A 23,958-nucleotide genomic window follows, 5' to 3' on the forward strand; every position below is an offset into this window, starting at 1 on the left:
GCGTTATGAGATGGCTCATCACGGGCGGCGGCGGCATGCTGGCCGCCGACGTCCTCGACCGGGCGGCGCTGAGCGGGGAGCCGGTGCTCGCGCTCGGCCGGTCGGAGCTCGACCTGACCGACAAGCGCGCGGTACGCGACTTCGTGTCCGCCTACCGGCCCAGAGTGGTGATCAACTGTGCCGGCTGGACGGCGGTGGACGACGCGGAGACGCACGAGGACGAGGCGCTGGCGATCAACGGGCACGCGGTGGGCTGGCTGGCCGAGACCTGCTCGCGGACCGGGGCGCGGCTCCTGCATGTGTCCACCGATTACGTCTTCGACGGGACCGCCCGACTGCCGTACCGGGAGGATGCGCCGACCGCGCCGGTGAACGCGTACGGCAGGACCAAGCTCGCCGGGGAACAGGCGGCGCTGGAGCACGGCCATTACGTGGTGCGCACCGCCTGGCTCTACGGTTCCGCGGGACGGAACTTCGTGACGACCATGATCAGGCTGGCCGCCGAGCGCGAGACCGTCGAGGTGGTCGACGACCAGCGCGGCCAGCCGACCTGGACGGCAGACCTGGCCGACTACCTGGTGCGGCTGGCGCAGTCCGACCTGCCGCCGGACGTCTATCACGGCACCAGCGCCGGCGAGACGAGCTGGTGGGGGCTGGCCAAGGAGATCTTCACCCTGCTGGGCCTCGATTCCGAGCGGGTGCGCCCCGTGACGTCCTCATCCTTTCCGCGGCCGGCCAGGCGCCCGGCCAACAGTGTGCTCGCGCACACCCGGGGGGAGCCGATCCGGCACTGGCGCCAGGCGCTGCAAGCGGCCTGGCCGGTGCTGATGCGTGGCCGCCAGTGCAGCGTCGTTTAGGAGACTCGGTGCTGTGGCTCATGGTGACAGGCCTGGCCGGGTGGGTGAGCCTGCGCCTGTGCGGGTGGGAGCCGAAGTTCTTCTGGTCTCAGCTGGTGTCGTTCACTCCTTATGCGGCTGCCCTCTCGCTGGTGCCGTTGGCGTTCGCGGTCGTCCTGCGTGCCGGGCCGCTGCTGGTGGCCGCGCTCATCGTGACCTGCGCCTTCGCGGTGACCGTCCTGCCGCGCGTGGTGCCGGAGAGCAACCCGCCCGCCGGGGGTCCGGTGCTGCGGGTGATGGCCGTCAATCTGCTGCACTCCTCCGTGCTGCCGCCCGTCCTGGTCGACGCCGTCGCGCGCGATCGGCCGGACGTGCTGCACCTGCTGGAGTTCACCAACCTGATGAGGGAACGAGTGGACCGGCTGGGGCTGGGAAGGCTGCTGCCATACAAGATCGTCCTGCCGGGAACGAATTCCGAGGGCGCGGCGATCTACTCGCGCTACCCGCTGCGGCCGGCGGACACGCCGATCGCGGCCCCCGCCTTCAAGGACAGTCCGCGCCACCTCCCCGCCGTTGTCACCCTGCCGGGCGGGCAGGAGGTGGAGCTCGTCGCGGTCCACGCGTGCGCGCCCTCCGAGGGCTGGCGTACGGCGTGCTGGGCGCCGAGCATCCGGGCACTGCCACCCGCTGGAGGGCGCCTGCGGGTGCTGGCCGGAGACTTCAACTCCACCCTCGACCATGTGGTGCTGCGTGACCTGATCGCCACCGGCTACCGGGACGCCGCCGACGTCACCGGAAAGGGGCTGTCCATGACCTGGCCCTATTACGAGCAGCCGCGGCTGTTCCCGAAGGTGGCGATCGACCATGTGCTGGCCGATCGCCGGATCGCGATCCGGAGCTTCCAGACCCTGCGGCTGCCCCGGACGGACCACCGGGCGACGCTCACCGAGCTGGTCCTCCCGTGATGTCACATTTCCGGAGCTAAGACCGATATGTCATGGACGCCCAGGGGGATGAATGACGAGGTTACCGGAGCAGGCCTCCAGGAAAACGGTATTAGGGACCGTGCTGGACGCCCTCACCATGAGCCAGGTGATCGCGCACTGCGTGGCGGCGATTTCGGAGCAGAGGCGGCTCACCATCGGCGTGGTGAACGCCGCCAAGGTCGTCAACATGCGCACGGACGCCGCGCTGCGGCAGTCGGTCATCGACAGCGATCTCGTGCTGGCCGATGGGCAGGCGGTGGTCTGGGCCGCGCGGATGCTCGGCCATCGGCTTCCCGAGCGGGTGGCGGGCATCGACCTGTTCACCGAGCTGATGGCCGAGGGAGACCGGCGCGGCTACCGCGCCTATTTCCTCGGCGCGACCGATGAGGTGCTGGCCGGAGTGCTGGCAGAGGTACGGCTGCGCTATCCCGGATTGGCCATCGCCGGCTCGCGTGACGGCTATTTCCCGGTGGAGGACTCGGCCGTCGTCGCCGCCGAGATCGCCGAATCCCAGGCCGATCTGTTGTTCCTGGGCATCACCTCGCCGAAGAAGGAAATCTTCATCCGGGAGTGGGGCGAGGCCACCCGGGCACGGATCATCCACGGCGTGGGCGGCTCGTTCGACGTGCTCGCCGGCCACACCCGCAGGGCGCCGCTGCGCTGGCAGCGCCTGGGCCTGGAATGGCTCTACCGCATGCTGCAGGAGCCGCTGCGGCTCGGGCCGCGCTACGTGCAGACCAACGGCAGATTCCTGCTCCTGGTGCTCAGGGAGCGGGCCGGTGTCAGACGCAGGATCGAGGAGACGACGTGACGGATCACCGGATCGCTCTGCTGAGCTCCGGACATCAGGACTTCGTGGCGGGCATGGTGGACCTGGCGGTGCGCGGGCTGCCGCCGGGGTACGTCGACGGCGAGTTCGTGTTCACCCGCCGCGGCCGCCAGGACGCCGACGGGACCTGGACGGCGGTGCCGGAAGGGCGCAGCATCCGTTACGCGGCGATCGTCGCGCTCGGCGTGGCGACCCTGGGGGAGGAGCGGCAGCGGGCGGCACTGGCCGGTGACAGCCTCCTCGACCTCGTGGGCAACCTGGTCAAACGGCTACCTGAGGTGACGGGGCCCGGCGATGCCGCGCTGATCTGCTGGGCGGCGGCGGAGGCCGGGCACGCCGATCTCGATCTGGCGCTGAGCCGCCTCGCGGAGCTGGACGCGGGTCCCCAGATCTACACCGTCGAAGCGGCGTGGGCGCTGGCTGCTCTGGTCGCGGCCGGCGTGGCCGGCGGCCGGGTCGAGCGCGCCCGCGAGCGGCTGCTCGGCGGGCTGGCGGGCAACCGGCTCTACCCGCACGCGCTCGGGACGGGGCCGCTGGTCCCCCGGTATCGCGCCCACGTGGGCTGCTTCGCCGATCAGGTCTACCCGCTGCAGGCGCTGGCCAGGCTGCACGCCGCTACCGGCGACGCCGAAGCGTTGCGCGCGGCCGAGCAGGTGGCGCAGGGGATCTGCCAGGCCCAGGGCCCGCAGGGGGAGTGGTGGTGGCACTACGACGCCCGCAGCGGGTCGGTGGTCGAGGGGTATCCGGTCTACAGCGTTCATCAGCTGGCGATGGGGCCGATGGCGCTGCTCGATCTGGCCGGCGCGGGAGGCACCGCCTACGTGGCGGAGATCTCCAAGGGACTCGACTGGATGATCGAGCGGCCGGCCTTCGTGCTCGATGAGCTCGCTCTGACGTGGCGCAAGGAAGCGCGGGCGGATCCGCGCAAACTGGTGCGCGGCCTGCGGGCGGTGGCGACCGGCGTGCGTCCGGGGCTACGCCTCGGCGTGCTGGATCGGGTTTATCCGCCGGTTGCCGTCGACCGGGAGTGCCGGCCGTACGAGTTGGGCTGGTTGTTGTACGCGTGGCTGGCCACATGTGGACAGACCTCGTGACTTCCGGCTGATTCAGTGCGATAGATCGGATTCAGGGCTCGGGGGAGTATCGGTTCAAGGGGGTTCTCGTGTTGCGGCGGCTTTGCCATGCGCTTTTATCCGTCCTGCTGCTCACCACCGGCCTGGCGCTTGTCGCGCCATCCGCCGCGCAGGCGCTGCCGGGCAGTTTCCAGAAACAGGTCGTCTTCAGCGGGCTGACCAACCCGGCCAACATCGAGTTCGCCTCGGACGGCCGGGTGTTCGTCGCCGAGAAGAGTGGCCTGATCAAGGTCTTCGACTCCATCACCGACACCACGGCGACGATCTACGCCGACCTGCGCACGCAGGTGCACAACTTCTGGGACCGCGGGCTCCTCGGCATGGCCCTGCATCCCGACTTCCCGGCCGACCCGCGCATCTATGTCCTGTACGCCTACGACGCGGTGCCCGGTGGCACCGCGCCACGCTGGGGTACGGCAGGCGTGAGCGGTGATCCCTGCCCGACTCCGCCCGGCGCCACGGGCGACGGCTGCCTCATCACCGGGCGCTTGTCCTCACTGGCGCCCTCGGGCAGCTCCGTCGTCGAGACCCCGCTGATCACCGACTGGTGCCAGCAGCACCCCAGCCACTCCGTCGGCGACCTCAAGTTCGGCTCCGACGGCATGCTGTACGCCAGCGGCGGCGACGGCGCCAGCTTCAACTTCGCCGACTACGGCCAGGACAACCTGACCAGCTCGGACATCACCCCGGACAACCCCTGCGGCGACCCGCCGTCGCCGGTCGGCACGGCGCTCACCCCACCGGCCGCCGAAGGCGGCGCGCTGCGCTCGCAGGACCCGCGCACCAGCGGTGACCCGGCGAGCCTCAACGGCACCACCATCAGGATCGACCCGGACACCGGCGCGGCCGCCCCCGGCAACCCGAACGCCGGCAGCAGCGACCCCAACCTGGCCAGGATCATCGCCTACGGCCAGCGCAACCCGTTCCGCATCACCATCCGGCCGGGCACCAGCGAGGTCTGGGCCGGTGAAGTCGGCTGGAACACGTGGGAAGAGATCAACCGGATCGCCGACCCCACGGGCCCGGTGAACAACTTCGGCTGGCCCTGCTACGAGGGCTCAGGCAGGCAGGGAGGATACGACAATCTCAACCTGACCCTCTGCGAGAACCTGTACGCGGCGGGAGCGGCGGCTCACGCGCAGCCGTACTTCGCCTGGAACCACGGTTCCAGGCCCGCGCCGAACGATCCGTGCCCGTCCGGGGGCTCCTCTTCCAGCGGCGTGGCCTTCTACAACGGCGGCTCCTACCCCGACGCCTACGACGGCGCGATGTTCTTCTCCGACTACAGCCGATCGTGCGTCTGGGTCATGACCAAGGGCGCCAACGGCCTGCCCGACCCGGCGACCATCGCCACCTTCGACTCGGGAATCCCCGCGGTGGAGGTGCAGACCGGCCCCGGCGGAGACCTCTTCGCGGTCGACTACGCCAACGGGCAGATCATCCGCTACATCTACAACAACACCCCGCCGAGCGCCGTCATCGGCGCGAGCGCCACGTCGGGCAACGCGCCGCTCGCGGTGAACTTCACCTCCGCCGGCTCCGCGGACGCCGACGGCGACCCGCTCACCTTCCGGTGGGACCTGGACGGCGACGGCGAGTTCGACGACTCCACCTCGGCCACCCCGTCCTTCACCTACACCCAGCCGGGCTCCTATGTGGTGAAGCTGCGAGCCGACGACGGGCGTGGCGGCCGGGGCGACGCCACCGTCACGATCAACGTGAGCAACACGCCGCCGGCCGCGGCCATCGGCTCCCCGTCGTCCTCCCTCACCTGGGCGGTCGGAGACACGATCGCGTTCTCCGGCACCGGCACGGACGCCCAGGACGGCACGATCCCGGGGTCGCGGATGTCGTGGAAGCTGATCATGCATCACTGCCCCGGCACCTGCCACGAGCACGAGATCACCACGTTCACCGGCACGAGCGGCTCCTTCGCCCCTCCGGACCACGAATATCCCGCTCACCTGGAGCTCAGGCTGACCGTGACGGACGCGCACGGCCTGACCGACACCAAGAGCGTGACACTCCAGCCGAAGACGGTGGACCTGACCTTCCAGACCAACCCCGCCGGGCTGCAGCTCGGCTTCAACAGCGAGCAGACCATCGCCCCCTTCACCCGGACGGTGATCGTGGGTTCGCACAACTCGATCTCCGCGCCCTCGCCGCAGAGTGCCGACGGCTTCAGCCACACGCTCGTCTCCTGGTCCGACGGCGGCGCGGCCACCCACAACATCACCGCGCCCGCCACCGCGACGACCTATACGGCGAGCTACCAGCAGTCACAGACACCGGACGGGCTGGTGGCCGCCTACGCGATGGACGAGGGCGGCGGCACGTCCGTCGTCGACGCCTCGGGCAAGGGCAACAACGGCACGGCCGCGAACACCACGTGGTCCGTCACCGGGAAGTACGGTCAGGCGCTGTCGTTCAACGGCACGTCCAGTTGGGTCACGGCGGCCGATTCCAGCACGTTGCGGTTGACCAACGGGATGACGCTGGAGGCGTGGGTCCGGCCTGCCAGCGTCACGGGATGGCGGACGGTGTTGATGAAGGAGTTCGGCACCGATCTGGCCTACGCCATCATGGGCAGCGGCGGCAGCGGTCCCGGGGCGTACATCCACACCTCGTCGGGGGCGAACGCGCCGGCGCCGAGCAACCTGCCGTTGAACACGTGGAGCCATGTGGCGGCCACCTACGACGGGTCCACGTTGCGGATGTTCGTCAACGGTACACAGGTGTCCACCAACCTCACGGGCGGCAACCTGCGTACCGGGACGAGCCCGCTACGGATCGGTGGCAACAGCGGTTCGGGTGAGTACTTCAGCGGTCTGATCGACGAGGTCCGCATCTACAACAAGGCGCTCACCGCGGCACAGATCGCCACCGACATGAACACGCCCGTCGGTCAGCAGGGACCGCCCGACACCCAGGCGCCCACCGCACCGGGCTCGCTGGCGGCGACCGGCGGATCGGGCAGCGCCCAGCTGACCTGGACGGCCTCGACCGACAACGTGGGCGTGACCGGGTACACCGTCCACCGGTCCGCCACCGCCGGCTTCACCCCGTCCGGCGCCAACCAGGTGGGCTCGACCGCGAGCACGTCGTTCACCGACTCGGGTGTCGAGGCGGGCACGTACTACTACCGCGTCGTGGCCTTCGACGGGTCCAGCAACACCAGTCCGTCGTCCAACGAGGCGTCGGCGGTCGTGACCCAGCCGCCCACGGTCACCGGCCTGGTGGCCGCCTACGGAATGAACGCGGGCACCGGCACCGCCGTCGCCGACGCCTCCGGCAACGGCAACAACGGCACGGCCACCTCGGCGACCTGGGCGTCCGGCAAGTACGGCCAGGCGCTGTCGTTCAACGGCACGTCGAGTTGGGTCACGGTGGCCGATTCGAGCACGTTGCGGTTGACCAACGGGATGACCTTGGAGGCGTGGGTCCGGCCTGCCAGTGTCACGGGGTGGCGGACGGTGTTGATGAAGGAGTTCGGCACCGATCTGGCCTACGCGATCATGAGTAGTGGCGGCAGCGGTCCTGGGGCGTTCATCTTCACCTCGTCGGGGGCGAACGCGCCGGCGCCGAGCAACCTGCCGTTGAACACGTGGAGTCATGTGGCGGCCACGTACGACGGGTCCACGTTGCGGATGTTCGTCAACGGCACACAGGTGTCCACCAACCTCACGGGCGGCAACCTGCGTACCGGGACGAGCCCGCTACGGATCGGTGGCAACAGCGGTTCGGGTGAGTACTTCAGCGGTCTGATCGACGAGGTCCGCATCTACAACAAGGCGCTCACCGCGGCAGAGATCACGACCGACATGAACACGCCGGTCGGTTAGCTCCGGCTGCTCTCGTCACGCAACCAGGTGGTGTAGTCGCCCGCGCGGATCGCGCGGGCGGCTCTCCGCCTGGCCAGCACGGCCACCATGGCGAAGACGACCGCCGCGCCCACCAGACGCGGCTCTCCGGCCACGATGGCCAACAGGTCGCGCATCCCCGTGCGCTCTCCGGCCGTGGCCGAGGTCTGCTCCAGCTCGTTCACGCTGGTCATGGCACGCACCCGGCGGCGCAGCAGGTCGGCGACCGTACGTGGAGGCTGGATCACCGCGCGGGCGCCGGTCACGATCACGCGCTCGTCAGATGCGAACGCGTTCGAGGCGGCCAGGTCGTCGGCCATCGCCGGGGGCAGGGCGCGGATGCGGGCATTGCCCGCGTCGTTCACCGCGATGACGCCCCGGCCGAACAGCCCGGCGCGCACATGCGGCAGCCGCGTCCAGATCGCGTAATAGGCGCGGACCGGCCACGGGCGATCGGCCAGCGCCAGCTCCCGCTCGGGCGCGGCGGCGAGCGGCCCGTCCGGCGCGGCCAGCACGGCCGCGAGCGCGCGAGCGGAGGCGGTGCTCAGCCCGATGTCGGCGTCCACGTACAGCCGGGGATATCCACGTGCAGCCTCATCGCCCATCCGCAGCGCCTCGCGCTTGGAGGGGACCGGCGTCGTCAGGACGCGGACATCGTACGGCTGCGCCACGGCGACCGTGCCGTCGGTGCAGCCGTTGGCCACGACGACGACGTCGAACTCGCCCGGCGCGGCGTCACGGAGCAGGCCGTCCAGCAGCCGGCCGATCACTTTGGCCTCGTTGTGGGCCGGAATCACGACGCTCACCACGATGGCAGTATCCCTGCCTCACGGGCCTGCGCGAGCGTGGGCGCCGCGGCGTCCTTGGCCGAGAGGATCGGCTCACCGCCGAGCGGCCATTCGATGCCGAGCTCCGGATCCAGCGGGTGGATGCCGTGCTCGCGTGCCGGCTCGTACGCGGTGGAGCAGAGGTAGATGACCGTGGCCGATTCGCTGAGCGCCAGGAAGCCATGGCCTAAGCCTTCGGCGAGGTAGACCCCGCAGCGCGACACGTCGTCCAAGCGCACCGCCTCCCACTGGCCGAAGGTGGGCGAGCCCACGCGTACGTCGACGACGACGTCCAGCACCTCGCCCGCCACGCACGTGACGTATTTGGCCTGGCCCGGCGGGACGTCGGCGAAGTGGATGCCGCGCAGCACGCCGCGCCCGGAGACCGAGCAGTTCACCTGGGCGAGCTCCATCGAGTGCCCCAGCGCCTCCCGCAGGTCTGCCGCGCGGAAGGCTTCCAGGAAATCGCCACGTGGATCGCTGTGGATGCGGGGGGTGTAGAGCAAGGCTCCATCGATGCTCAGGCGTTTCATGAGGACACTTGTAACACTCTTTGGCGCTCACCCGAAGTACGGCTGTGGGTGGTCAAAGGGGGAAATTTTGGCTTTTTCGGGTGGGGGCCATTGTTGAAGAAATCGTGCCGGCTGTGTGGCTCGGCGGACCTGGTCGGCGTGGTGGATCTCGGGGCGACACCGCCCTGTGAGCTCTTCCTCACCGAGGAACAGCTCGACGAGCCCGAGCTCACCTATCCGCTTCACCTGCGGGTCTGTACCAGCTGCTGGCTGGCTCAGATTCCGCCGCTGATCACGCCGGAAGAGACGTTCACCGAATACGCCTACTTCGCGTCCTATTCCGCTTCCTGGGTGGAGCATGCGCGGCAGTTCGTCGACGCGGCTGTGGAACGTTTGAAGCCGGCGTTCGTGGTCGAGGCTGCCAGCAACGACGGCTACCTGTTGCAGCACGTGGTCGAGCGGGGCGTCCGGTGCCTGGGCATCGAACCGTCGGCCAACGTGGGGCAGGCGGCCAAGGACAAGGGCGTGCCGACGCTCACCGCGTTCCTGACGCCGGAGACGGGGGCCGCGGTGCGGGCCGAGCACGGTCCCGCAAACCTGGTCGTGGCCAACAACGTCTACGCGCACATCCCCGACGTGATCGGCTTCACCGAGGGGCTGCGCGCCCTGGTGGCCGACGACGGCTGGGTGTCGATCGAGGTCCAGCACCTGCTGACGCTCATGGAGCTGAACCAGTACGACACGATCTATCACGAGCACTTCCAGTACTACACGGTCGCCTCCGCGCAGCGGGCGCTGGCCAGTGGCGGGCTGACGCTGGTGGACGTCGAGCTGCTGCCCACCCATGGCGGGTCCATCCGGCTGTGGGCGCGGCCGTCGGGCAGCCCGTCCGATCGGGTGCTCGACGTGCTGGCACGGGAGAAGGCCGCCGGGCTGCACGACCTGTCCGGCTACGCCGGCTTCGCCGACCGGGTGGCACGCGTCCGCCGTGACCTGCTCCGCTTCCTCATCACCGCCGCCGAAGAAGGCAAGACGGTCGTCGGCTACGGCGCGCCCGGGAAGGGCAACACGCTGCTCAACCACTGTGGCATCCGCCAGGACCTGCTGGCCTACACGGTGGACCGCAACCCGTACAAGCACGGCAGGTTCACTCCGGGCACCAGGATCCCCATCGCTCCGCCGGAGCGCATCGCCCAAGATCGTCCGGACTATGTGCTGGTCCTGCCGTGGAACCTGCGCGAAGAGCTCACCGCTCAGCTCTCCTATGTGCACGAATGGGGAGGCCGTCTGGTCTTCCCGATCCCACACCTGGAGGTCGTGTGAAGGTCGTCCTGTTCTGTGGAGGCTTTGGCACGCGCATGCGCACCGGTGTCCCGGGCGAGGTGCCCAAGCCGATGGCGCTCGTCGGCCCGCGACCGCTGCTCTGGCACGTCATGCGCTACTACGCGCACTTCGGGCACAAGGAGTTCATCCTGTGCCTGGGCTACGGCGCCCACCACATCAAGGACTTCTTCCTCGGCTACCAGGAGGCCACGTCCAACGATTTCGTGTTACGCGGCGGCAAGGTCGAGCTGCTGTCGAGCGACATCTCCGACTGGTCGATCTCCTTCGTGCAGACCGGGCCTAACTCCCCGATCGGTGAACGGCTGCGCCGCGTCCGTCCCTACTTGGGCGGCGACGAGGTATTCCTCGCGAACTACGCGGACGTACTCACCGACGCACCGCTGCCCGACATCATCGACCGCTTCGTCGAATCGGGCGCGGCCGCCTCGATGATGGTCGTGCCGCCGTCGCAGACCTTCCACTGCGTGGATGTGGGCGAGAACGGCCTGGTCGGGGGGATCTCGCCGGTCAGCGAGATGCCGGTGTGGGTCAACGGTGGCTACTTCGTGCTGACCCAGGAGGTCTTCCAGCACATCCCGGAGAACGGGGACCTGGTCGCCGACGGCTGCGTGGAACTGGCCAAGCGCGGACGCCTGCTGGCCTACCCGCACCGCGGCTACTGGCGGCCGACCGACACCGTGAACCAGCGGATGGAACTGGACGAGGCCTACTCCCGCGGCGAGCGGCCTTGGGCCCTGTGGGAACGGTCCCAATGATCGGCCTGCGCGCGGGAGGGCTCACTGGCATCGTGGCACTCGCCGCGCACTGTGACGACCTAGCGATCGGGGCGGGCGGCAGCCTGCTGACGATCTGCGCCGCCCGGCCCGGCATCCGCGTGGACGCGCTGGTGCTGTCCGGCGGCGGGAGTGAGCGCGAGTACGAGGAGCGCGCGGCGCTGGCGGACTTCTGCCCGGGCGCGGATCTCCGGGTCACCGTGCTGAAGCTGCCCGACGGCTACCTGCCGGCCAGGTGGGAGGAGGCCAAGACCGCGGTGGAGGAGCTCCGTGCCCGCACCGAACCCGGCCTGATCTTCGCGCCCTGGCGGGGCGACGCCCACCAGGACCACCGGGGACTGGCCAAGCTCGTGCCCACGGCCTTCCGCGACCACCTGACGTTCGGCTACGAGATCGTCAAATGGGACGGCGACCTCGCCGCGCCCGCTGTGTACCAGCCGCTCTCGGCGGAGGTGGCGGAGCTGAAGGTGGATCTGCTCCAGCGCCACTACGCCTCCCAGCGGCACCGGCCCTGGTACGACCGCGAGGCGTTCCTGGGCCTGGCCCGCATCCGCGGCATCGAGTGCCACACCCGCTATGCCGAGGCCTTTCACGTTTCCAAGCTGACCGTCGATCTGGAGAACTGATGCGGGTACTTCTCACCGGCCACCAGGGCTACCTGGGCAGCGTGATGGCCCCCATGCTGAGTGAGGCCGGGCACCAGGTGGCCGGCCTGGACTCCGGCCTGTTCGCCGACTGCCTGCTCGGCCCCGCTCCCGAGACGATCGAGGCGCACGCCGTGGACCTGCGTGACGTGGGTCCCGAACACGTGGCCGGATTCGACGCGGTGATCCACCTGGCCGCGCTGTCCAACGACCCGCTCGGCGCGCTCGCGCCCGACCTGACCTACGACATCAACCACCACGCCTCCGTCCGGCTGGCCAGGCTGGCCAAGGAGGCGGGCGTGCGCCGCTTCCTGTACGCCTCCACCTGCTCGGTCTACGGCGCGTCCGGCGGCGAGGACCTGCTGGACGAGGAGGCGCCGCTGCGCCCGGTGACGCCGTACGCCGAATCCAAGGTGCGGGTCGAAGACGACCTGGTCGACCTGGCCGACGACGACTTCACGCCGGTGTTCCTGCGCAACGCCACAGCCTTCGGGTTCTCGCCGCGGCTGCGTGCCGACATCGTGCTGAACAACCTGGTGGGCCACGCGTACCTGACCGGCGAGGTCCGGGTGCTGTCCGACGGCACCCCATGGCGCCCGCTGGTGCACGCCAGGGACATCGCCGAGGCCTTCGCGGTCGCTCTCGTCGCCCCTCGCGAAGCCGTACACGCGACGGCCTTCAACGTGGGCACCGAGGTCAACAACGTGACCGTCGCCGAGATCGCGGCCGAAGTGGTCGCCGCGGTGCCCGGATCGACGCTGGCGATCACCGGCGAGACGGGAGCCGATCCGCGCTCCTATCGCGTCGACTTCTCCCGGATCAGGGCCGCGCTGGGCTACGAGGCGCGCTGGACGGTCAAGGCGGGGGCGGTGGAGCTGATCGACGCCTACCGCGAACACGGCCTGACCAAGCAGGACTTCGAACGCCGCTTCACCAGGCTGGCCCGGCTCGCCGACCGGCGCGCGGCCGGCACCGTCGACGAAACCCTGCGGCCATGACCGGCGCCGATATGCACGATCTGGTACGGCGGCTCTATCCACTGTGCCGGAGCATCACCGGCGCCGGACTGCGGCGCACCCTGGAGATCATCGGTGAGTCGATCCCGCTGGAGATCACCGAGGTGCCGACGGGGACCAACGTCCTCGACTGGACGATCCCCCGGGAATGGAACATCCGCGATGCCTACATCAAGGACGCCGCGGGGAACAAGGTGGTCGACTTCCAGGAGTCCAACCTGCACGTCGTCGGGTACAGCGTGCCGGTCGAGGCCACCATGTCCCTGGAGGAGCTGCGCGGGCACCTGCACACCCTGCCCGACCAGCCGGACCTGATCCCGTACCGGACCAGCTACTACGCCGAGACCTGGGGCTTCTGCCTGAGCCAGAACACCCTGGACGGGCTGGCGGACGGGCCGTACGAGGTCAAGATCGACGCCACGCTCGCCGACGGACACCTGACCTACGGTGAGCACGTGATCCGCGGCAGGAGCTCCGAGGAAGTGCTGATCTCCTGCCACATCTGCCATCCCTCGCTGGCCAACGACAACCTGGCCGGGGTGGCGGTGGCCGTCGCGCTGGCGCAGCGCCTGTCCGATCCCTGGTACACCTATCGGTTCATCTTCGCGCCCGGCACCATCGGCGCGATCACCTGGCTCGCGCTCAACCGGGAGAACACCGACCGGATCAGGCACGGCGTGACCCTGGCCTGCGCGGGAGACAGCGGCGCGATCACCTACAAGCGCAGCAGGCGTGGCGACGCCGAGATCGACCAGGTCTTCGCGCACGTGCTGAAGGACAGGCCGCACACCATCCTGGACTTCTCTCCCTACGGCTACGACGAGCGGCAGTATTGCTCGCCGGGCTTCAACCTCGCCGTCGGCTCGTTGACCAGGACGCCCTACGGAAGCTACCCGGAGTATCACACCTCCGCTGACAACCCCGGCTTCGTGCGTCCTGAGGCCATGGAGGACACCCTGGAGACGCTGTGGGCGGCCGTGCGGGTCCTGGAGGGCAACCGCCGCTACCAGAACCTCAGCCCGTACGGCGAGCCCCAGCTGGGAACCCGAGGCCTGTACGGGTCACTTGGCGGACGCAGTGACACGAAGCAGGCCCAGATGGCGATGTTGTGGGTGTTGAACCTTTCCGACGGGCTGAACAGCCTCCTGGACATCGCGGAACGGTCGAACCTGCCGTTCCAGGCATTGGCGGACGCGGCACTCTCCCTGCAGAGCGCGGGCCTGGTGAAGGAGTGGATGGGTTGAGTCAGGCGCTGAAAGTCGGCGACGTGGTCGAGGTCCTCAACGCTGAGGAGATCCTGGCCACTCTCGATGAGAAGGGGGAGCTGGACAATCTCCCCTTCATGCCGGAGATGCTGCGGTTCTGCGGGCAGCGGCTCACCGTGCACAAGGTGGCCAACAAGCTCTGCGACACGATCACCGGGACCGGGATGCGGCGAATGGAGGACGCCGTCCACCTGACGGCCACCCGCTGCGACGGTTCGGCCCATGGCGGCTGCCAGACCGCCTGCGTGCTCTACTGGAAGACCTCCTGGCTCAAGCGGGTGGACGGGCCGTCCACGCCGGAGCCGGCTCGGTCCGAGCGGCCGCTGCTGCCGATTCTGGAGGTCAACACCCGGCGGGAGCCGGGACCCGAGGGCGAGGAACGGTTCCGCTGCCAGGCGACCGAGCTGCTGCGCGCCGCCCCGGAGCGACTCCCGTTTCGTGACCTGGGGCAGTACGTCACGGACATCCGGGTGGGGAACGCCGGCGTCGGACCGACCCTCCGCACGCTCTTCTTCGGGCTGTTCAACCGCTACCAGAGGCTCTCCAGGAAGTTTCCGCGCTGGTTGCGGATCAAGGGCGGCCTGGCGTGGGGGTTCGTGCAACCGGGTCCGCACACCGGCCCCGCCCCGACGGGCACGACCGACCTCCAGCCGGGTGAGCTGGTCCGGATCAAGTCCAAGAACGAGATCGTCGCCACGCTGACCACCAAGGGGTTCAACCGCGGCCTGGGATTCGAGGAGGACATGGCCCGCTCGTGCGGGCGCACGGCCCGCGTGACCGCCCGCGTCGAGCGCTGCATCGACGAGAAGACCGGCCAGATGCTGGAGATGAAGAACCCCTGCATCGTGCTCGACGGCATCATCTGCGACGGCGTATACAAATCCAACTGCCCCCGCGCGTTCATCCCGTTCTGGCGGGAGATCTGGCTGGAGCGGATCAACGAGCCGAGGTAGGCGGCCATGGCAGAGCAACCGGGCCCGGACATCAGCGACATCGGGCGCAAGGCGGGCCGAGGGGCAGTGTGGAGCCTGCTTGGCACACTGGTCACCCGCGCGGGCTCGTTCATCCTCGGCCTGGTCCTGGCCAGGCTTCTGGCGCCGGCGGACTTCGGCATATACGCGGTCGCGCTCGCGGCCACCCAGTTCGTCATGGTGGTCAAGGACGCCGGCGTCATGTCGGCCGTCCTGCAGTGGCGGGGGCGGCTGGAGGACATCGCGCCCACGGCCACAACTCTGACGATGTTCTCCGCCGTGGGCTTGTACGCGGTCTTCTGGGTCGGCGCGCCGTACTTCTCGATGCTGGCGGGCAGCGAGGAGGCCACGTCCGTGGTGCGGATCCTCACCGCGGTCATCCTCGTCGAGGCGATCACCGCGGTGCGCAGCGCGGCCCTGTTGCGCTGGTTCCGCACGGGCAAGAACGCCAAGGCGGTCCTGGCGGGCTTCCTGGTCAACGCGCCGGTGGCCATCGTCCTCGCGATAGGCGGCGCGGGGGCGTACAGCTTCGCCTGGGGACAGCTCGTGGGAGCCGTGGTCACCGGCGTCTTCATGCTGATCTACGCGCGGCTGCCCTACCGGCTCGGGTTCGACCGGCAGATCGCGGCCAAGCTGCTGCGGTTCGGCATTCCCTCGGCGGCCGGGATCGCCCTGGAGGTCCTGCTGCTCAACGTGGGCTACATCATCGTCGGCAACATCATGGGCAAGGACTGGCTGGGCTTCTACCTGATGGCGTTTAACGTGTCGAGCTGGGTGCCCGGCATGATCGGCAGCGCCATCCGCATGGTGTCGATCGCCGGCTTCTCCCGGCTGGCCGAACGTGACGAAGAGTCCCTGTCGCTCGGCGTGCAGAGAACCGTGCCCCTGCTCATCACCACGGTGCTGCCGCTGGCCGCCTTCATGGCGGTGCTCGCACACCCATTGATCATTTTCATCTACGGCGCGAAGTGGGAGCTGGCCGCCGGCGTGCTGCGATTCCTGGCGGTCCTGATGGTGGTGCGCATGCTCACCTCCTTCGCCCTCGACATCCTGAACGGGCAGGGCGCCACCCGCTCGACGGTCTGGATGAACCTCGGGCACGCGGCGGCGATGATCCCGGCGGTCATCATCGGCACGCATCTCGACGGCATCCGCGGCGCCGCGATCGGGCAGGCGGCCGCGGCGGTGCTGGTCGCCCTTCCGCTCGCCATGCTGGCCGTGCAGCGGGCAGGAGTACGGCTCGCGCCGGTCCTGCCCGCTCTCGTCCGCCCGGCAGCGGGAGCGGTGGTATGTGCGGCCGTCATGCTGGGCCTCTCGATGCTGACCCAAGAGAGCCCGCTCATCCAGCTCATCGTGGCGGGCGGCGGCGGCCTGCTGGCCTACGCGCTGCTCGTCGTGACCCGCGACCAGTTCCACTTTGTGAGCGATCGCCTGGTGCGGCTGCTTCCCGCCCGCGCGCGGTGACCTCGAGGAGAAAGCGATGCTGGTGTCCATCGGAATCCCGGTCCGCAATGGCGCGGACCGGCTGGAGACGGCCGTGCGATCGGCGCTCGCCCAGGATCACACCGAGCTCGAGGTGGTGATCTCGGACAACGCCTCCACCGACGACACAGAGGAGCTCTGCCGCGAGCTGGCGAGGCAGGACAGCCGGATCGCCTACTACCGGCAGCCGCATGATCTGCACGTGATCGGGAACTTCGTGGAGGTGCTCCGGCGTGCGCGGGGCGAGTTCTTCCGCTGGATGGGCGACGACGACCTGCTCGAACCCGGCTACGTTTCCAGGACCCTGGAGCCGTTCCTGGCCGATGAGCGGCTCATCCTGGTGACCTCTGACGTCACGTACATCGGGGCCGACGGGACGGTGCACGAGCCGCGCTACCGCGGCACCCGGATGCTCTCCGACGACCCCATCGACCGCCTGGACGAGCTGTGGGACGTCGTCACCACCGAGCACCACGGACTCGATCCCCTCTACGGCCTGATGCGGCGGGAGCGGGTGGCCGCCGTGCCGCGGCCGCTGATGATCCGTGAGGACGAGGTCTACGCCACCATGCTCGCGCTGACCGCGCCTTGGGGTCACGTGCCAGAGGTGCTCGCACACCGCAACCTGCGCGAGCGGCGCCTGTCCGGGATCGCCGCGGCGCTCGGCGTGCCGGCCTGGACCGCGCATTTCGCCACCACGCTGCAGTTCCGGGCGATGTATCGAGCGCTCGGCATCCTGGAGCTCTCCCCGGAGCAACGTAGTCGTGCCCGTGCCGTTCTGCTGCGTACCTATTGGCGGCGGCAGCAGCAGATGCTGGCGCACCGCAGCCGCAAACTCGCCGGGTTGGCCGCCCGCGCCGTCTCCTCGAAAGGGTGATCTCCTCTTGTTGGTTCGCATCGTGCGGCTGCTCATGCAGCCGGGCCGGATCCTGCTGGCCCTCATGCGGCGTCTGCCGTTCGGCTCGTACGAGCTGCGCTGCTCGCTCGACCTCTATCCCAGGCCGCACTACGCCTATGGCGTGCAGCAGGCGGCCGAACTGGCCAGGCGTCTCGGTATTGGCCGGATCAGCGTGGTCGAGTTCGGCGTCGCGGGGGGCGCCGGCATGGTGGAGCTCAACCGCATGGCGGCGCTGGCGACGGCCGCCTCGGGTGTGAAGATCGACGTCTACGGCTTCGACACCGGTGCCGGGCTGCCCAAACCCACTGACTTCCGGGACCTGCCCTATATCTGGCGGGAAGGCGATTTCGTCATGGACGTCGACGCCCTCCGGGCACGGCTGGGAACGGCCAGTCTGATCCTGGGCAACATCGAGGACACCGTGGACGAGTTCCTCGACGGTGAGCAGCCGGCGCCGATCGGGTTCGTCTCCATCGACGTGGACTTCTACTCCTCGACAGCGGCGGCGCTCAAGCTGTTCAAGGGCGACCACAAGTATTTCCTGCCCCGCGTGTTCTGTTACCTCGACGACACCGTCGGCGACGACGACCAGGTCATCCACAACGAGTACGTCGGCGAGCTGAGCGCGGTCCGGGAGTTCAACCAGGACAACGACCTGATGAAGCTGGCTCCGATCAACGGTCTGCGTCACAAGCGCCCGGTTCCCGCTCCCTGGAACGACAACATCCAGGCGCTGCACCGCTTCGACCACCCGGACTACTCGACCTACGTCGGCAGACCGGACACTCAGACACAGCTCCCCCTGTAACCAACGTGTCTGTAACAAAGTAGTGGGCCACGGCGAGAGAGGGTAAAAGAACAACGCGAGGGGGAATCTCGCTATGTCCGTAATATTGGCCAACAGCCGAATCGGTGACGACGCTCGGCGTCAAAAGATCTTCAAGGGAGACGTTTTCCTCTACTCCGCGACGCCTGCCTCGACCAAGCTGATCGAGTTCGCTCGCGAGTTGATCGAGGAGGCGTTCGAGGGCCGCGACCCCCAGACCGCCCAGCACGAGATGCCGGTCGAGGAGTTCGCCGCGCTGCTCGCGGAGCTCAAGCCACGCTTCATCCACCATCCCACCAGCAAGAAGATCCTCGCTGCTGTGCTGGACGAGCTGGGCATGGCGCTGGACAAGACCTATTTCGACGTGCCGAGGCTGCGCACCTCCACTGCCGACCATTACCTCGACTCCGGCATCTCCTACGCCTACCACGCTCACCGCGACTGCTGGTACGCCGCGCCGTTCTGCCAGGTCAACTTCTGGATGCCGATCTACGAAGTGGTCCCGGAGAACGTCTTCGCCCTGCACCCGCAGTACTTCGACCGCCCCGTCCGCAACGGCAGCGGCCGCTACGACTACGCGGAATGGACCGCTGTCAGCCGGCCCACCGCCGCACAGCACATCTACAGCGACACCCGGGACCAGCCCAAGCCGGAGGAGGCGCTCGATCTGGAAACGGAGCTCCGGCTGGTGCCGGAGCCGGGCGGCATGATGCTCTTCTCCGGGGCGCACCTGCATTCCACCGTCGCCAACACCTCCGGCAGGACCCGCTTCAGCATCGACTTCCGCACCGTCCACATCGACGATGTCCGGTCCCGCGCGGCGGCGCCCAACGTGGACGCCACCTGTCGTGGCACCACCCTGCGTGACTTCTACCGGGCCGACGACCTGTCGCGCATCCCGGAAGAGCTCGCGGCGGAGTACGAGGCTGAAGCGCTGGCCAAGCTCACCTGAACCGCGCACGTACGGCGGCGCGCAGGCCCTTCCAGCTCCGGTGCCGTTGGAAGGGCAATTCGAAGACCGAAGCGAACAACCACGCCGCACCCACACTCGCCGGCACGGACAGGGCGAGCGTGAGGAGGAACGCCGGCATGCCCGGTGGCACGTGCGGGGCGACGACGAGCCGGTTCACCATGACGACGATCGGTGAGTGGATCAGGTAGAGGCTGTAGGAGAAGGAGCCCAGCCGCCGGAGCGGACGGGTGTCGAGCAGCCGTACGAGCCAGACCGGCTTGCCTGTCGCCACACCCGTCAGCAGCAGCCCGGCAGCCGGGCCGACCGCCAGATCCACCCAGAAGAGGTTCGCGACCACCCATACCGGCCCGGCCACCACGATCAGCAGGAGCACCGGGAGCGCGGCCGCCGCCGCGAACCAGTGCCAGGCCAGGCGGCTCGTCCGCTCCTGCGCACTCACGATGCCCGCGCAGACGGCGCCCATGGCGAACAGCGCGGCGAACTGCGGAGTCAGCCGCATCAGCAGGTCCACGGCCGGTACGGCAGGCGCCAGCGCCCCCACCGCCACGACGATCAAGGTAACCGCGCCGAGCATCACCGCCGCGCCCATCTTGCGCAGGACCAGCAGCATCAGCGGGAAGACCAGGTAGAGCTGCGCCTCGACGGCGATCGACCACAGGGCCCCATTGGGGCTGGGGGAGCCGAAGACGTCCTGCAGCAGCAGCCCGTAGATGAGGACCGACTGCCCGGTGGGCGTCTGCTGCCCGGGCTGCGGGATGACCGTCCACGCGATCACCAGGCTGAACAGCAGCGCCGCCCAGTACGGCGGCAGGATGCGCCACGCTCGACGCTTGAAGAACGTGGGGATGCCGCCCAGCTGCCAGCCGGACCGGGCGGGCGAGACCGCCAGCGAGAAGCCCGACAGGACGATGAACACCACGACCGCGAAATGGCCGTGGAGCAGCCATCCCGTCCACCAGGGCGCGTCGTTGACCGGAAACCCGGGGAAGGACAGGAGCCAGCAATGGTGGAGGACGACGAATAACGCGGCCAGGCCCCGTATGCCGTCGAGTCCGGCAAGCCTTTCCCGCGTTGCCGGACGCTCTACTGTCAGCCCCACCCGAAGCCCCCGTCGCCGTAGTCGTAGGTCTATCGCTCCGACTCCGCGCGATGTAACCGTTCTGCGGCGATGTAACGTCCGGCCGTGGTACGGCGATGGTTCCCTATAGGGCAAGCATTGCGGATGCGGGGGAACGTACCAATATGGAGTTCTGGAAGGCGGTCCTTGGTCTTCTCCGGCGAATTCTGATAGGCCCGCCGCTGATTCTTCTCTCGATCTTGATGGGCGTCGCGGTGTACGCCGTCGTTCCGGTGAGCTACACGGCCGATGTCTCCCTTGTTCTGGCCACGCCGGTGAACGGGGGCACCGTCTCCACCGACAAGACCAAACAAGGGCTCACCAACCCCTTCCTCTCCTTCAACGACGCTCTGAAGACCGGGGCCAGCATCGTCATCCTGTCGATGAACACGCAGGACGTCTGGACGCAGCTCGGCGCTCCCAAAGACGGCCCGACGGAGATCACGATCGACGACGGCCGTACCAACCCCAATGTCCTGGACATCAGCGGGCCCTACATCTACATCAGGGTCGAGAGCGAGTCTCCCGGGCAGGCCTCGGCCGTGCTCATGGCGGCACGCGACCGCGTGGCGACCGAGTTGTACAAATGGCAGAAGGCGCTCGGCGCTCCGGCGAACACCTTCATCACCTCCACCGACATCGTGCCGCCGTCCAGACCCGAGGCCGACTACAGCATGAACTGGCAGGGGGCGATCGGCGGCGGCTTGCTCTGCCTGTTCCTGGGCCTCGGCATCGCCTACGGGGTGGTGATCAGGCGCGCCGGAGCTCAGCCCAAGCCGTTGGAGCAGCCGGAGCCCGCAGCTCCCGTGGCAGCCCCAGCGGCAGTCTCAGTGCCGACACCGGTACCCGTCACGGCACCACCGGCACCGGTTCCGTCCCCGGCGCCCGTGGCGCAGCCGGTGGAAGCGCAGGTGGACGAGCCCGTCGCATTGCCGGACCTCGACGATGACAGCTCTGCCACCATGGAGTTTCCCGCCTACCGGGGGGAGCACCTCTCTCCCGTGCCCGGGCCCAGGAAGGCGAACCAGGACGACGGCGAGGAATGAGGCCCGCCATGGATTTCTGGGCGACGGCGACAGTTCTGTTCAAACGGTGGTACGTGACGATTCCGGCCTTCCTGCTCACGATCGCAGGAGCCTTCGGCGTCTACACCGTGGCGCCCAAGACTTTCATCTCCAGCTCGGCGCTCGTTCTCACCCTGCCGGTCACCGGCGGCAGCGTGCCGAGCGATCCCAAGTTCCCCAATCCGCGCACCAACCCCATGGTCTCCTTCGACCAGGGCTTGAGCATGACCTCGTCGATCCTCATCCAGGCGCTGAACACCCCTCAGACGGCTGCCAAGGTCGGCGCGCCGATCGGGGGCGACGTCACACTAAAGATCACCAGCGGCGGGACCAACCCCGAGCTGATGCCGGCGACCCCCTTCATCGTCATCACCTGCGAGGCGCCGAGCGCTGAGCTGGCCCATAGCATCGTGGTGAAGGTCACCGAGCTGGCCCAAACGGAGCTGCGCGCCCGGCAGCAGCAGGTCAAGGCGCCGCCCACCACCTACGTGACCGCCACTGTCGTGGTGCCGCCGACCGAACCGGACGAGAAGAAGGGCAGCCGGATGCGCAGCGCGGTGGTCACCGGGGCGCTGGCGTTCTTCATGGGCCTGTTCGCCGCCTTCGCGTTCGAGAGCTTCGCCCGGCATCGCCGGGCGCGCCGCCCGGTCATGAGTGAGCCCACCCGGCTCGAGCCCGCCGCCGCCAACGGAACGCGGTCACTGGCTGGACGTGAAGGATGAAACCGACCGCCCTGCCGCGGCGCGCTGACGGCGCCACGTTGGTCGGCTTGTTCGTCCTGATCCTGCTGATACTCCCGGCCCGCCTGGCGGTGGCCGGGCTTCCGCTGTCGCTCACGCCCGCCGAGATCATGGCCCTGGTGCTGGGCGTGGTGTGGGTGTGCGCGCAGATGATCAGTACGGCAGGCGTGGCCAAGGGCAGCAACCCGGTCCGCACCTCGATCTTCGCGTACGGCATGATCCTGCTGGCCGTCTACGGGTACACGACCTCCCTGTATCTGCCCTCCGACGAGCTCAACCTCGCCGACCACACGATCGTGCTCTACGTGGGGTACGTGAGCCTGCTGCTGGTGGTCTGCGATGGCATCGGCAGTCGCGAGCGCCTCGATTTCGTCCTCAAGGCGCTCGTGATCGGCGGCACGTTCGCGGCGATCGTCGCCCTGATGCAGTTCAGGCTCGACTTCGACCTCACCCAGTACATGAAGATCCCCGGGCTCCGCCACACCTCCGCGGAAGAGGTGCCGACCGTGATCTCCCGGTCGGACCTGCGCCGGGTCGCCGGCACGCTCGGGCACCCGATCGAGTTCGGCGCGCTATCGGCGATGCTGCTGCCGCTGGCCGCGCATCTCGGCTTCCAGGCGCGCAGCCGCGGTCAGGCCGCGACTCGCTGGTGGATCTGCGCCGTCATCATCGCGGCCGGCCTGATGTTCTCGGTCTCCAGGACCGCCGTGCTCGGCCTGGCGGGGGCGGGGCTGATCCTCCTGCTCGGCTGGTCCAACCGGCGCCGGATCGTCACCATCGGCGCGTTCGCGGTGTTCCTGGGCTTCATGAAGGTCCTGGCGCCGGGCCTGATCGGCACGTTCTACAACCTGTTCGCCGGCGCCGGTGACGACAGCAGCATCATGTACCGCACCCACGACTACCCCTTCGCGATGCGGGAGTTCGCCAAGAGCCCGATCTTCGGCCGTGGGCCCGGCACCTGGTATCCGTTCAAGCATCAGGTGTTCGACAACCAGTACCTGCTGTCTCTGGTGGAGACCGGGCTGCTCGGGGTGCTGGGCTTCGTCGGCGTGATCGGGTGCGGGATCGTCGTGGCCCTCCGGGTTCGCCGGCTGAGTACCGACCCGAACGTCCGCAACCTGGGACTGACCATCGCCGCCTGCTTGGTGATCCCGCTGCTGGGCGCGGCCACTTTCGACATGCTCTCCTTCCCCGGCATCACCAGCGTGATGTTCCTGCTCGTCGGCGCGGCCGGGGCGCTGCTGCGGTACGAGCGCGCGGATCAGGCGGACAAGCTGCTCGTGAGCTCCTTCCAGGAGCCCGCGGACCGGTCGCGCTCGCTGATCGCGCTGACCGGCAACGGCCACGGCAGCGCGAGGTCGGGATCGTCGTAGCGGACGGCCAGGTCCTCGGCGGGGTCGTGCTCCCTGTCGATGCGGTAGCAGACATCGGCGTGCTCGGTCAGCGCCTGGTAGCCGTGCAGAATCCCCGGCGGCACGTAGAGGTTCGCGAACGACACATCGTCGAGCCGGATGGTGATGTGGGAGCCGAACGTGGGTGAGGCCGGCCGCGCGTCCACGAGGATGTCGAGCACGGCGCCGTGCGCCGTCCGCACCAGCTTGGCCTCGCCGCGACCGGAGCGGCCGTGCATGCCCCTGATAGTGCCCATACGCGAGCGCGACTGGCTGTCCTGGACGAACGCTGTGTGGTCCAGCCCGTGCTCCGCGGCGATCGCGGCGTCGAAGGTCCTGGTGAAGAAGCCTCGATCGTCGTGGCTGGGCGTCGGGACGAACAGCAGCACGCCCTCGATCTCCAGATGCTCGACTCTCATGGTGTTCCTCTCATCCGGGTAGGTCCGGAGCTCATTCAGGTAGGTCCGGAGC

The 23,958-nt window shown here is 68.8% G+C and carries 22 protein-coding genes; 18 read left to right on the top strand and 4 right to left on the bottom strand.

What is annotated here, in order from left to right; all coding sequences use genetic code 11:
* Positions 1-5: 5 nt before the first annotated feature.
* The 5 genes from rfbD (at position 6) to Q9G87_RS02465 (ending at position 7,626) form a co-directional block, all read left to right on the top strand.
* Entirely contained in the window at positions 6-857 is an 852-nt protein-coding gene (rfbD, locus tag Q9G87_RS02445) for a dTDP-4-dehydrorhamnose reductase (RefSeq protein ID WP_305914487.1), read from the top strand.
* An 8-nt stretch (positions 858-865) separates the two neighbouring features.
* Complete coding sequence (locus Q9G87_RS02450) at positions 866-1,801, top strand: endonuclease/exonuclease/phosphatase family protein (protein WP_305914488.1); 936 nt, start codon at positions 866-868, stop codon at positions 1,799-1,801.
* A gap of 52 nt (positions 1,802-1,853) precedes the next feature.
* Entirely contained in the window at positions 1,854-2,633 is a 780-nt protein-coding gene (locus tag Q9G87_RS02455) for a WecB/TagA/CpsF family glycosyltransferase (RefSeq protein WP_305914489.1), read from the top strand.
* Positions 2,630-3,745 (top strand): hypothetical protein, encoded by a 1,116-nt coding sequence (locus Q9G87_RS02460; RefSeq protein ID WP_305914490.1) that lies wholly within the window; start codon positions 2,630-2,632, stop codon positions 3,743-3,745. Before Q9G87_RS02455 ends, Q9G87_RS02460 begins: the two co-directional genes overlap by 4 nt.
* 68 nt (positions 3,746-3,813) lie before the next feature.
* The gene (locus Q9G87_RS02465; RefSeq protein WP_305914491.1) at positions 3,814-7,626 is read left to right on the top strand and encodes a LamG-like jellyroll fold domain-containing protein; all 3,813 of its coding nucleotides are present in this window, start codon (positions 3,814-3,816) and stop codon (positions 7,624-7,626) included.
* Here the strand turns inward: Q9G87_RS02465 and Q9G87_RS02470 are convergent.
* Entirely contained in the window at positions 7,623-8,453 is an 831-nt protein-coding gene (locus Q9G87_RS02470) for a glycosyltransferase (RefSeq protein WP_305914492.1), read from the bottom strand. The two genes, Q9G87_RS02465 and Q9G87_RS02470, sit on opposite strands and share 4 nt — an antisense overlap.
* On the bottom strand, positions 8,447-9,004 hold the full coding sequence (rfbC, locus tag Q9G87_RS02475) for a dTDP-4-dehydrorhamnose 3,5-epimerase (RefSeq protein WP_305914493.1): 558 nt from the start codon (positions 9,002-9,004) through the stop codon (positions 8,447-8,449). Before rfbC ends, Q9G87_RS02470 begins: the two co-directional genes overlap by 7 nt.
* A gap of 90 nt (positions 9,005-9,094) precedes the next feature.
* Here rfbC and Q9G87_RS02480 point away from each other — a divergent pair, with 90 nt between their 5' ends.
* From Q9G87_RS02480 to Q9G87_RS02525, 10 genes are all read left to right on the top strand, one after another.
* Positions 9,095-10,306, top strand: a complete 1,212-nt coding sequence (locus tag Q9G87_RS02480; protein WP_305914494.1) for a class I SAM-dependent methyltransferase — start codon at positions 9,095-9,097, stop codon at positions 10,304-10,306.
* A 35-nt stretch (positions 10,307-10,341) separates the two neighbouring features.
* The gene (locus Q9G87_RS02485; RefSeq protein ID WP_305914495.1) at positions 10,342-11,082 is read left to right on the top strand and encodes a glycosyltransferase family protein; all 741 of its coding nucleotides are present in this window, start codon (positions 10,342-10,344) and stop codon (positions 11,080-11,082) included.
* Positions 11,079-11,726 (top strand): PIG-L deacetylase family protein, encoded by a 648-nt coding sequence (locus Q9G87_RS02490; protein WP_305914496.1) that lies wholly within the window; start codon positions 11,079-11,081, stop codon positions 11,724-11,726. Before Q9G87_RS02485 ends, Q9G87_RS02490 begins: the two co-directional genes overlap by 4 nt.
* Positions 11,726-12,742 carry an NAD-dependent epimerase/dehydratase family protein gene (locus tag Q9G87_RS02495; RefSeq protein ID WP_305914497.1) on the top strand — a complete coding sequence of 339 codons (1,017 nt, stop codon included), beginning with the start codon at positions 11,726-11,728 and terminating at the stop codon, positions 12,740-12,742. The genes Q9G87_RS02490 and Q9G87_RS02495 overlap by 1 nt, the downstream gene beginning before the upstream one ends.
* A complete protein-coding gene (locus Q9G87_RS02500) occupies positions 12,739-14,004 on the top strand; it encodes a DUF4910 domain-containing protein (protein ID WP_305914498.1) in 1,266 nt (421 codons plus the stop codon). The genes Q9G87_RS02495 and Q9G87_RS02500 overlap by 4 nt, the downstream gene beginning before the upstream one ends.
* Positions 14,001-14,978 (top strand): hypothetical protein, encoded by a 978-nt coding sequence (locus tag Q9G87_RS02505; RefSeq protein ID WP_305914499.1) that lies wholly within the window; start codon positions 14,001-14,003, stop codon positions 14,976-14,978. The genes Q9G87_RS02500 and Q9G87_RS02505 overlap by 4 nt, the downstream gene beginning before the upstream one ends.
* Positions 14,979-14,984: 6 nt before the next feature.
* Positions 14,985-16,460: an oligosaccharide flippase family protein gene (locus Q9G87_RS02510; protein ID WP_305914500.1), complete on the top strand. Its 1,476-nt coding sequence runs from the start codon at positions 14,985-14,987 to the stop codon at positions 16,458-16,460.
* Between the two features lie 16 nt (positions 16,461-16,476).
* Positions 16,477-17,355 carry a glycosyltransferase family 2 protein gene (locus Q9G87_RS02515; RefSeq protein ID WP_305914501.1) on the top strand — a complete coding sequence of 293 codons (879 nt, stop codon included), beginning with the start codon at positions 16,477-16,479 and terminating at the stop codon, positions 17,353-17,355.
* Positions 17,356-17,362: 7 nt separating this feature from the next.
* Entirely contained in the window at positions 17,363-18,184 is an 822-nt protein-coding gene (locus Q9G87_RS02520) for a class I SAM-dependent methyltransferase (protein ID WP_305914502.1), read from the top strand.
* Between the two features lie 73 nt (positions 18,185-18,257).
* On the top strand, positions 18,258-19,154 hold the full coding sequence (locus Q9G87_RS02525; protein WP_305914503.1) for a hypothetical protein: 897 nt from the start codon (positions 18,258-18,260) through the stop codon (positions 19,152-19,154).
* On the opposite strand, the gene Q9G87_RS02530 is transcribed toward Q9G87_RS02525, so the two are convergent.
* Positions 19,147-20,274, bottom strand: coding sequence for an acyltransferase family protein (locus tag Q9G87_RS02530; protein ID WP_305914504.1), 1,128 nt, complete (start codon positions 20,272-20,274; stop codon positions 19,147-19,149). The genes Q9G87_RS02525 and Q9G87_RS02530 overlap by 8 nt on opposite strands.
* Before the next feature lie 221 nt (positions 20,275-20,495).
* Between Q9G87_RS02530 and Q9G87_RS02535 the strand changes: the two genes are divergently transcribed.
* From Q9G87_RS02535 to Q9G87_RS02545, 3 genes are read left to right on the top strand one after another with little or no spacing between them, the layout of a single operon-like run.
* Entirely contained in the window at positions 20,496-21,338 is an 843-nt protein-coding gene (locus Q9G87_RS02535; protein WP_305914505.1) for a hypothetical protein, read from the top strand.
* An 8-nt stretch (positions 21,339-21,346) separates the two neighbouring features.
* Complete coding sequence (locus tag Q9G87_RS02540) at positions 21,347-22,078, top strand: GumC domain-containing protein (protein WP_305914506.1); 732 nt, start codon at positions 21,347-21,349, stop codon at positions 22,076-22,078.
* Positions 22,075-23,469 (top strand): O-antigen ligase family protein, encoded by a 1,395-nt coding sequence (locus Q9G87_RS02545; protein WP_305914507.1) that lies wholly within the window; start codon positions 22,075-22,077, stop codon positions 23,467-23,469. Before Q9G87_RS02540 ends, Q9G87_RS02545 begins: the two co-directional genes overlap by 4 nt.
* On the opposite strand, the gene Q9G87_RS02550 is transcribed toward Q9G87_RS02545, so the two are convergent.
* On the bottom strand, positions 23,358-23,906 hold the full coding sequence (locus Q9G87_RS02550) for a dTDP-4-dehydrorhamnose 3,5-epimerase family protein (protein ID WP_305914508.1): 549 nt from the start codon (positions 23,904-23,906) through the stop codon (positions 23,358-23,360). The two genes, Q9G87_RS02545 and Q9G87_RS02550, sit on opposite strands and share 112 nt — an antisense overlap.
* Between the last annotated feature and the right edge of the window lie 52 nt (positions 23,907-23,958).

The organism is Nonomuraea turcica, from assembly GCF_030718205.1.
In the GTDB taxonomy this organism is placed as follows: domain Bacteria; phylum Actinomycetota; class Actinomycetes; order Streptosporangiales; family Streptosporangiaceae; genus Nonomuraea.

Coding starts and splice junctions, on each gene's coding strand:
- rfbD (WP_305914487.1), top strand. CDS start 6: ATGAGATGGCTCATCACGGGCGGCGGCGGCATGCTGGCCGCCGACGTC.
- Q9G87_RS02455 (WP_305914489.1), top strand. CDS start 1,854: ATGACGAGGTTACCGGAGCAGGCCTCCAGGAAAACGGTATTAGGGACC.
- rfbC (WP_305914493.1), bottom strand. CDS start 9,004: ATGAAACGCCTGAGCATCGATGGAGCCTTGCTCTACACCCCCCGCATC.
- Q9G87_RS02485 (WP_305914495.1), top strand. CDS start 10,342: ATGCGCACCGGTGTCCCGGGCGAGGTGCCCAAGCCGATGGCGCTCGTC.
- Q9G87_RS02490 (WP_305914496.1), top strand. CDS start 11,079: ATGATCGGCCTGCGCGCGGGAGGGCTCACTGGCATCGTGGCACTCGCC.
- Q9G87_RS02495 (WP_305914497.1), top strand. CDS start 11,726: ATGCGGGTACTTCTCACCGGCCACCAGGGCTACCTGGGCAGCGTGATG.
- Q9G87_RS02500 (WP_305914498.1), top strand. CDS start 12,739: ATGACCGGCGCCGATATGCACGATCTGGTACGGCGGCTCTATCCACTG.
- Q9G87_RS02510 (WP_305914500.1), top strand. CDS start 14,985: ATGGCAGAGCAACCGGGCCCGGACATCAGCGACATCGGGCGCAAGGCG.
- Q9G87_RS02515 (WP_305914501.1), top strand. CDS start 16,477: ATGCTGGTGTCCATCGGAATCCCGGTCCGCAATGGCGCGGACCGGCTG.
- Q9G87_RS02525 (WP_305914503.1), top strand. CDS start 18,258: ATGTCCGTAATATTGGCCAACAGCCGAATCGGTGACGACGCTCGGCGT.
- Q9G87_RS02535 (WP_305914505.1), top strand. CDS start 20,496: ATGGGCGTCGCGGTGTACGCCGTCGTTCCGGTGAGCTACACGGCCGAT.
- Q9G87_RS02540 (WP_305914506.1), top strand. CDS start 21,347: ATGGATTTCTGGGCGACGGCGACAGTTCTGTTCAAACGGTGGTACGTG.
- Q9G87_RS02545 (WP_305914507.1), top strand. CDS start 22,075: ATGAAACCGACCGCCCTGCCGCGGCGCGCTGACGGCGCCACGTTGGTC.
- Q9G87_RS02550 (WP_305914508.1), bottom strand. CDS start 23,906: ATGAGAGTCGAGCATCTGGAGATCGAGGGCGTGCTGCTGTTCGTCCCG.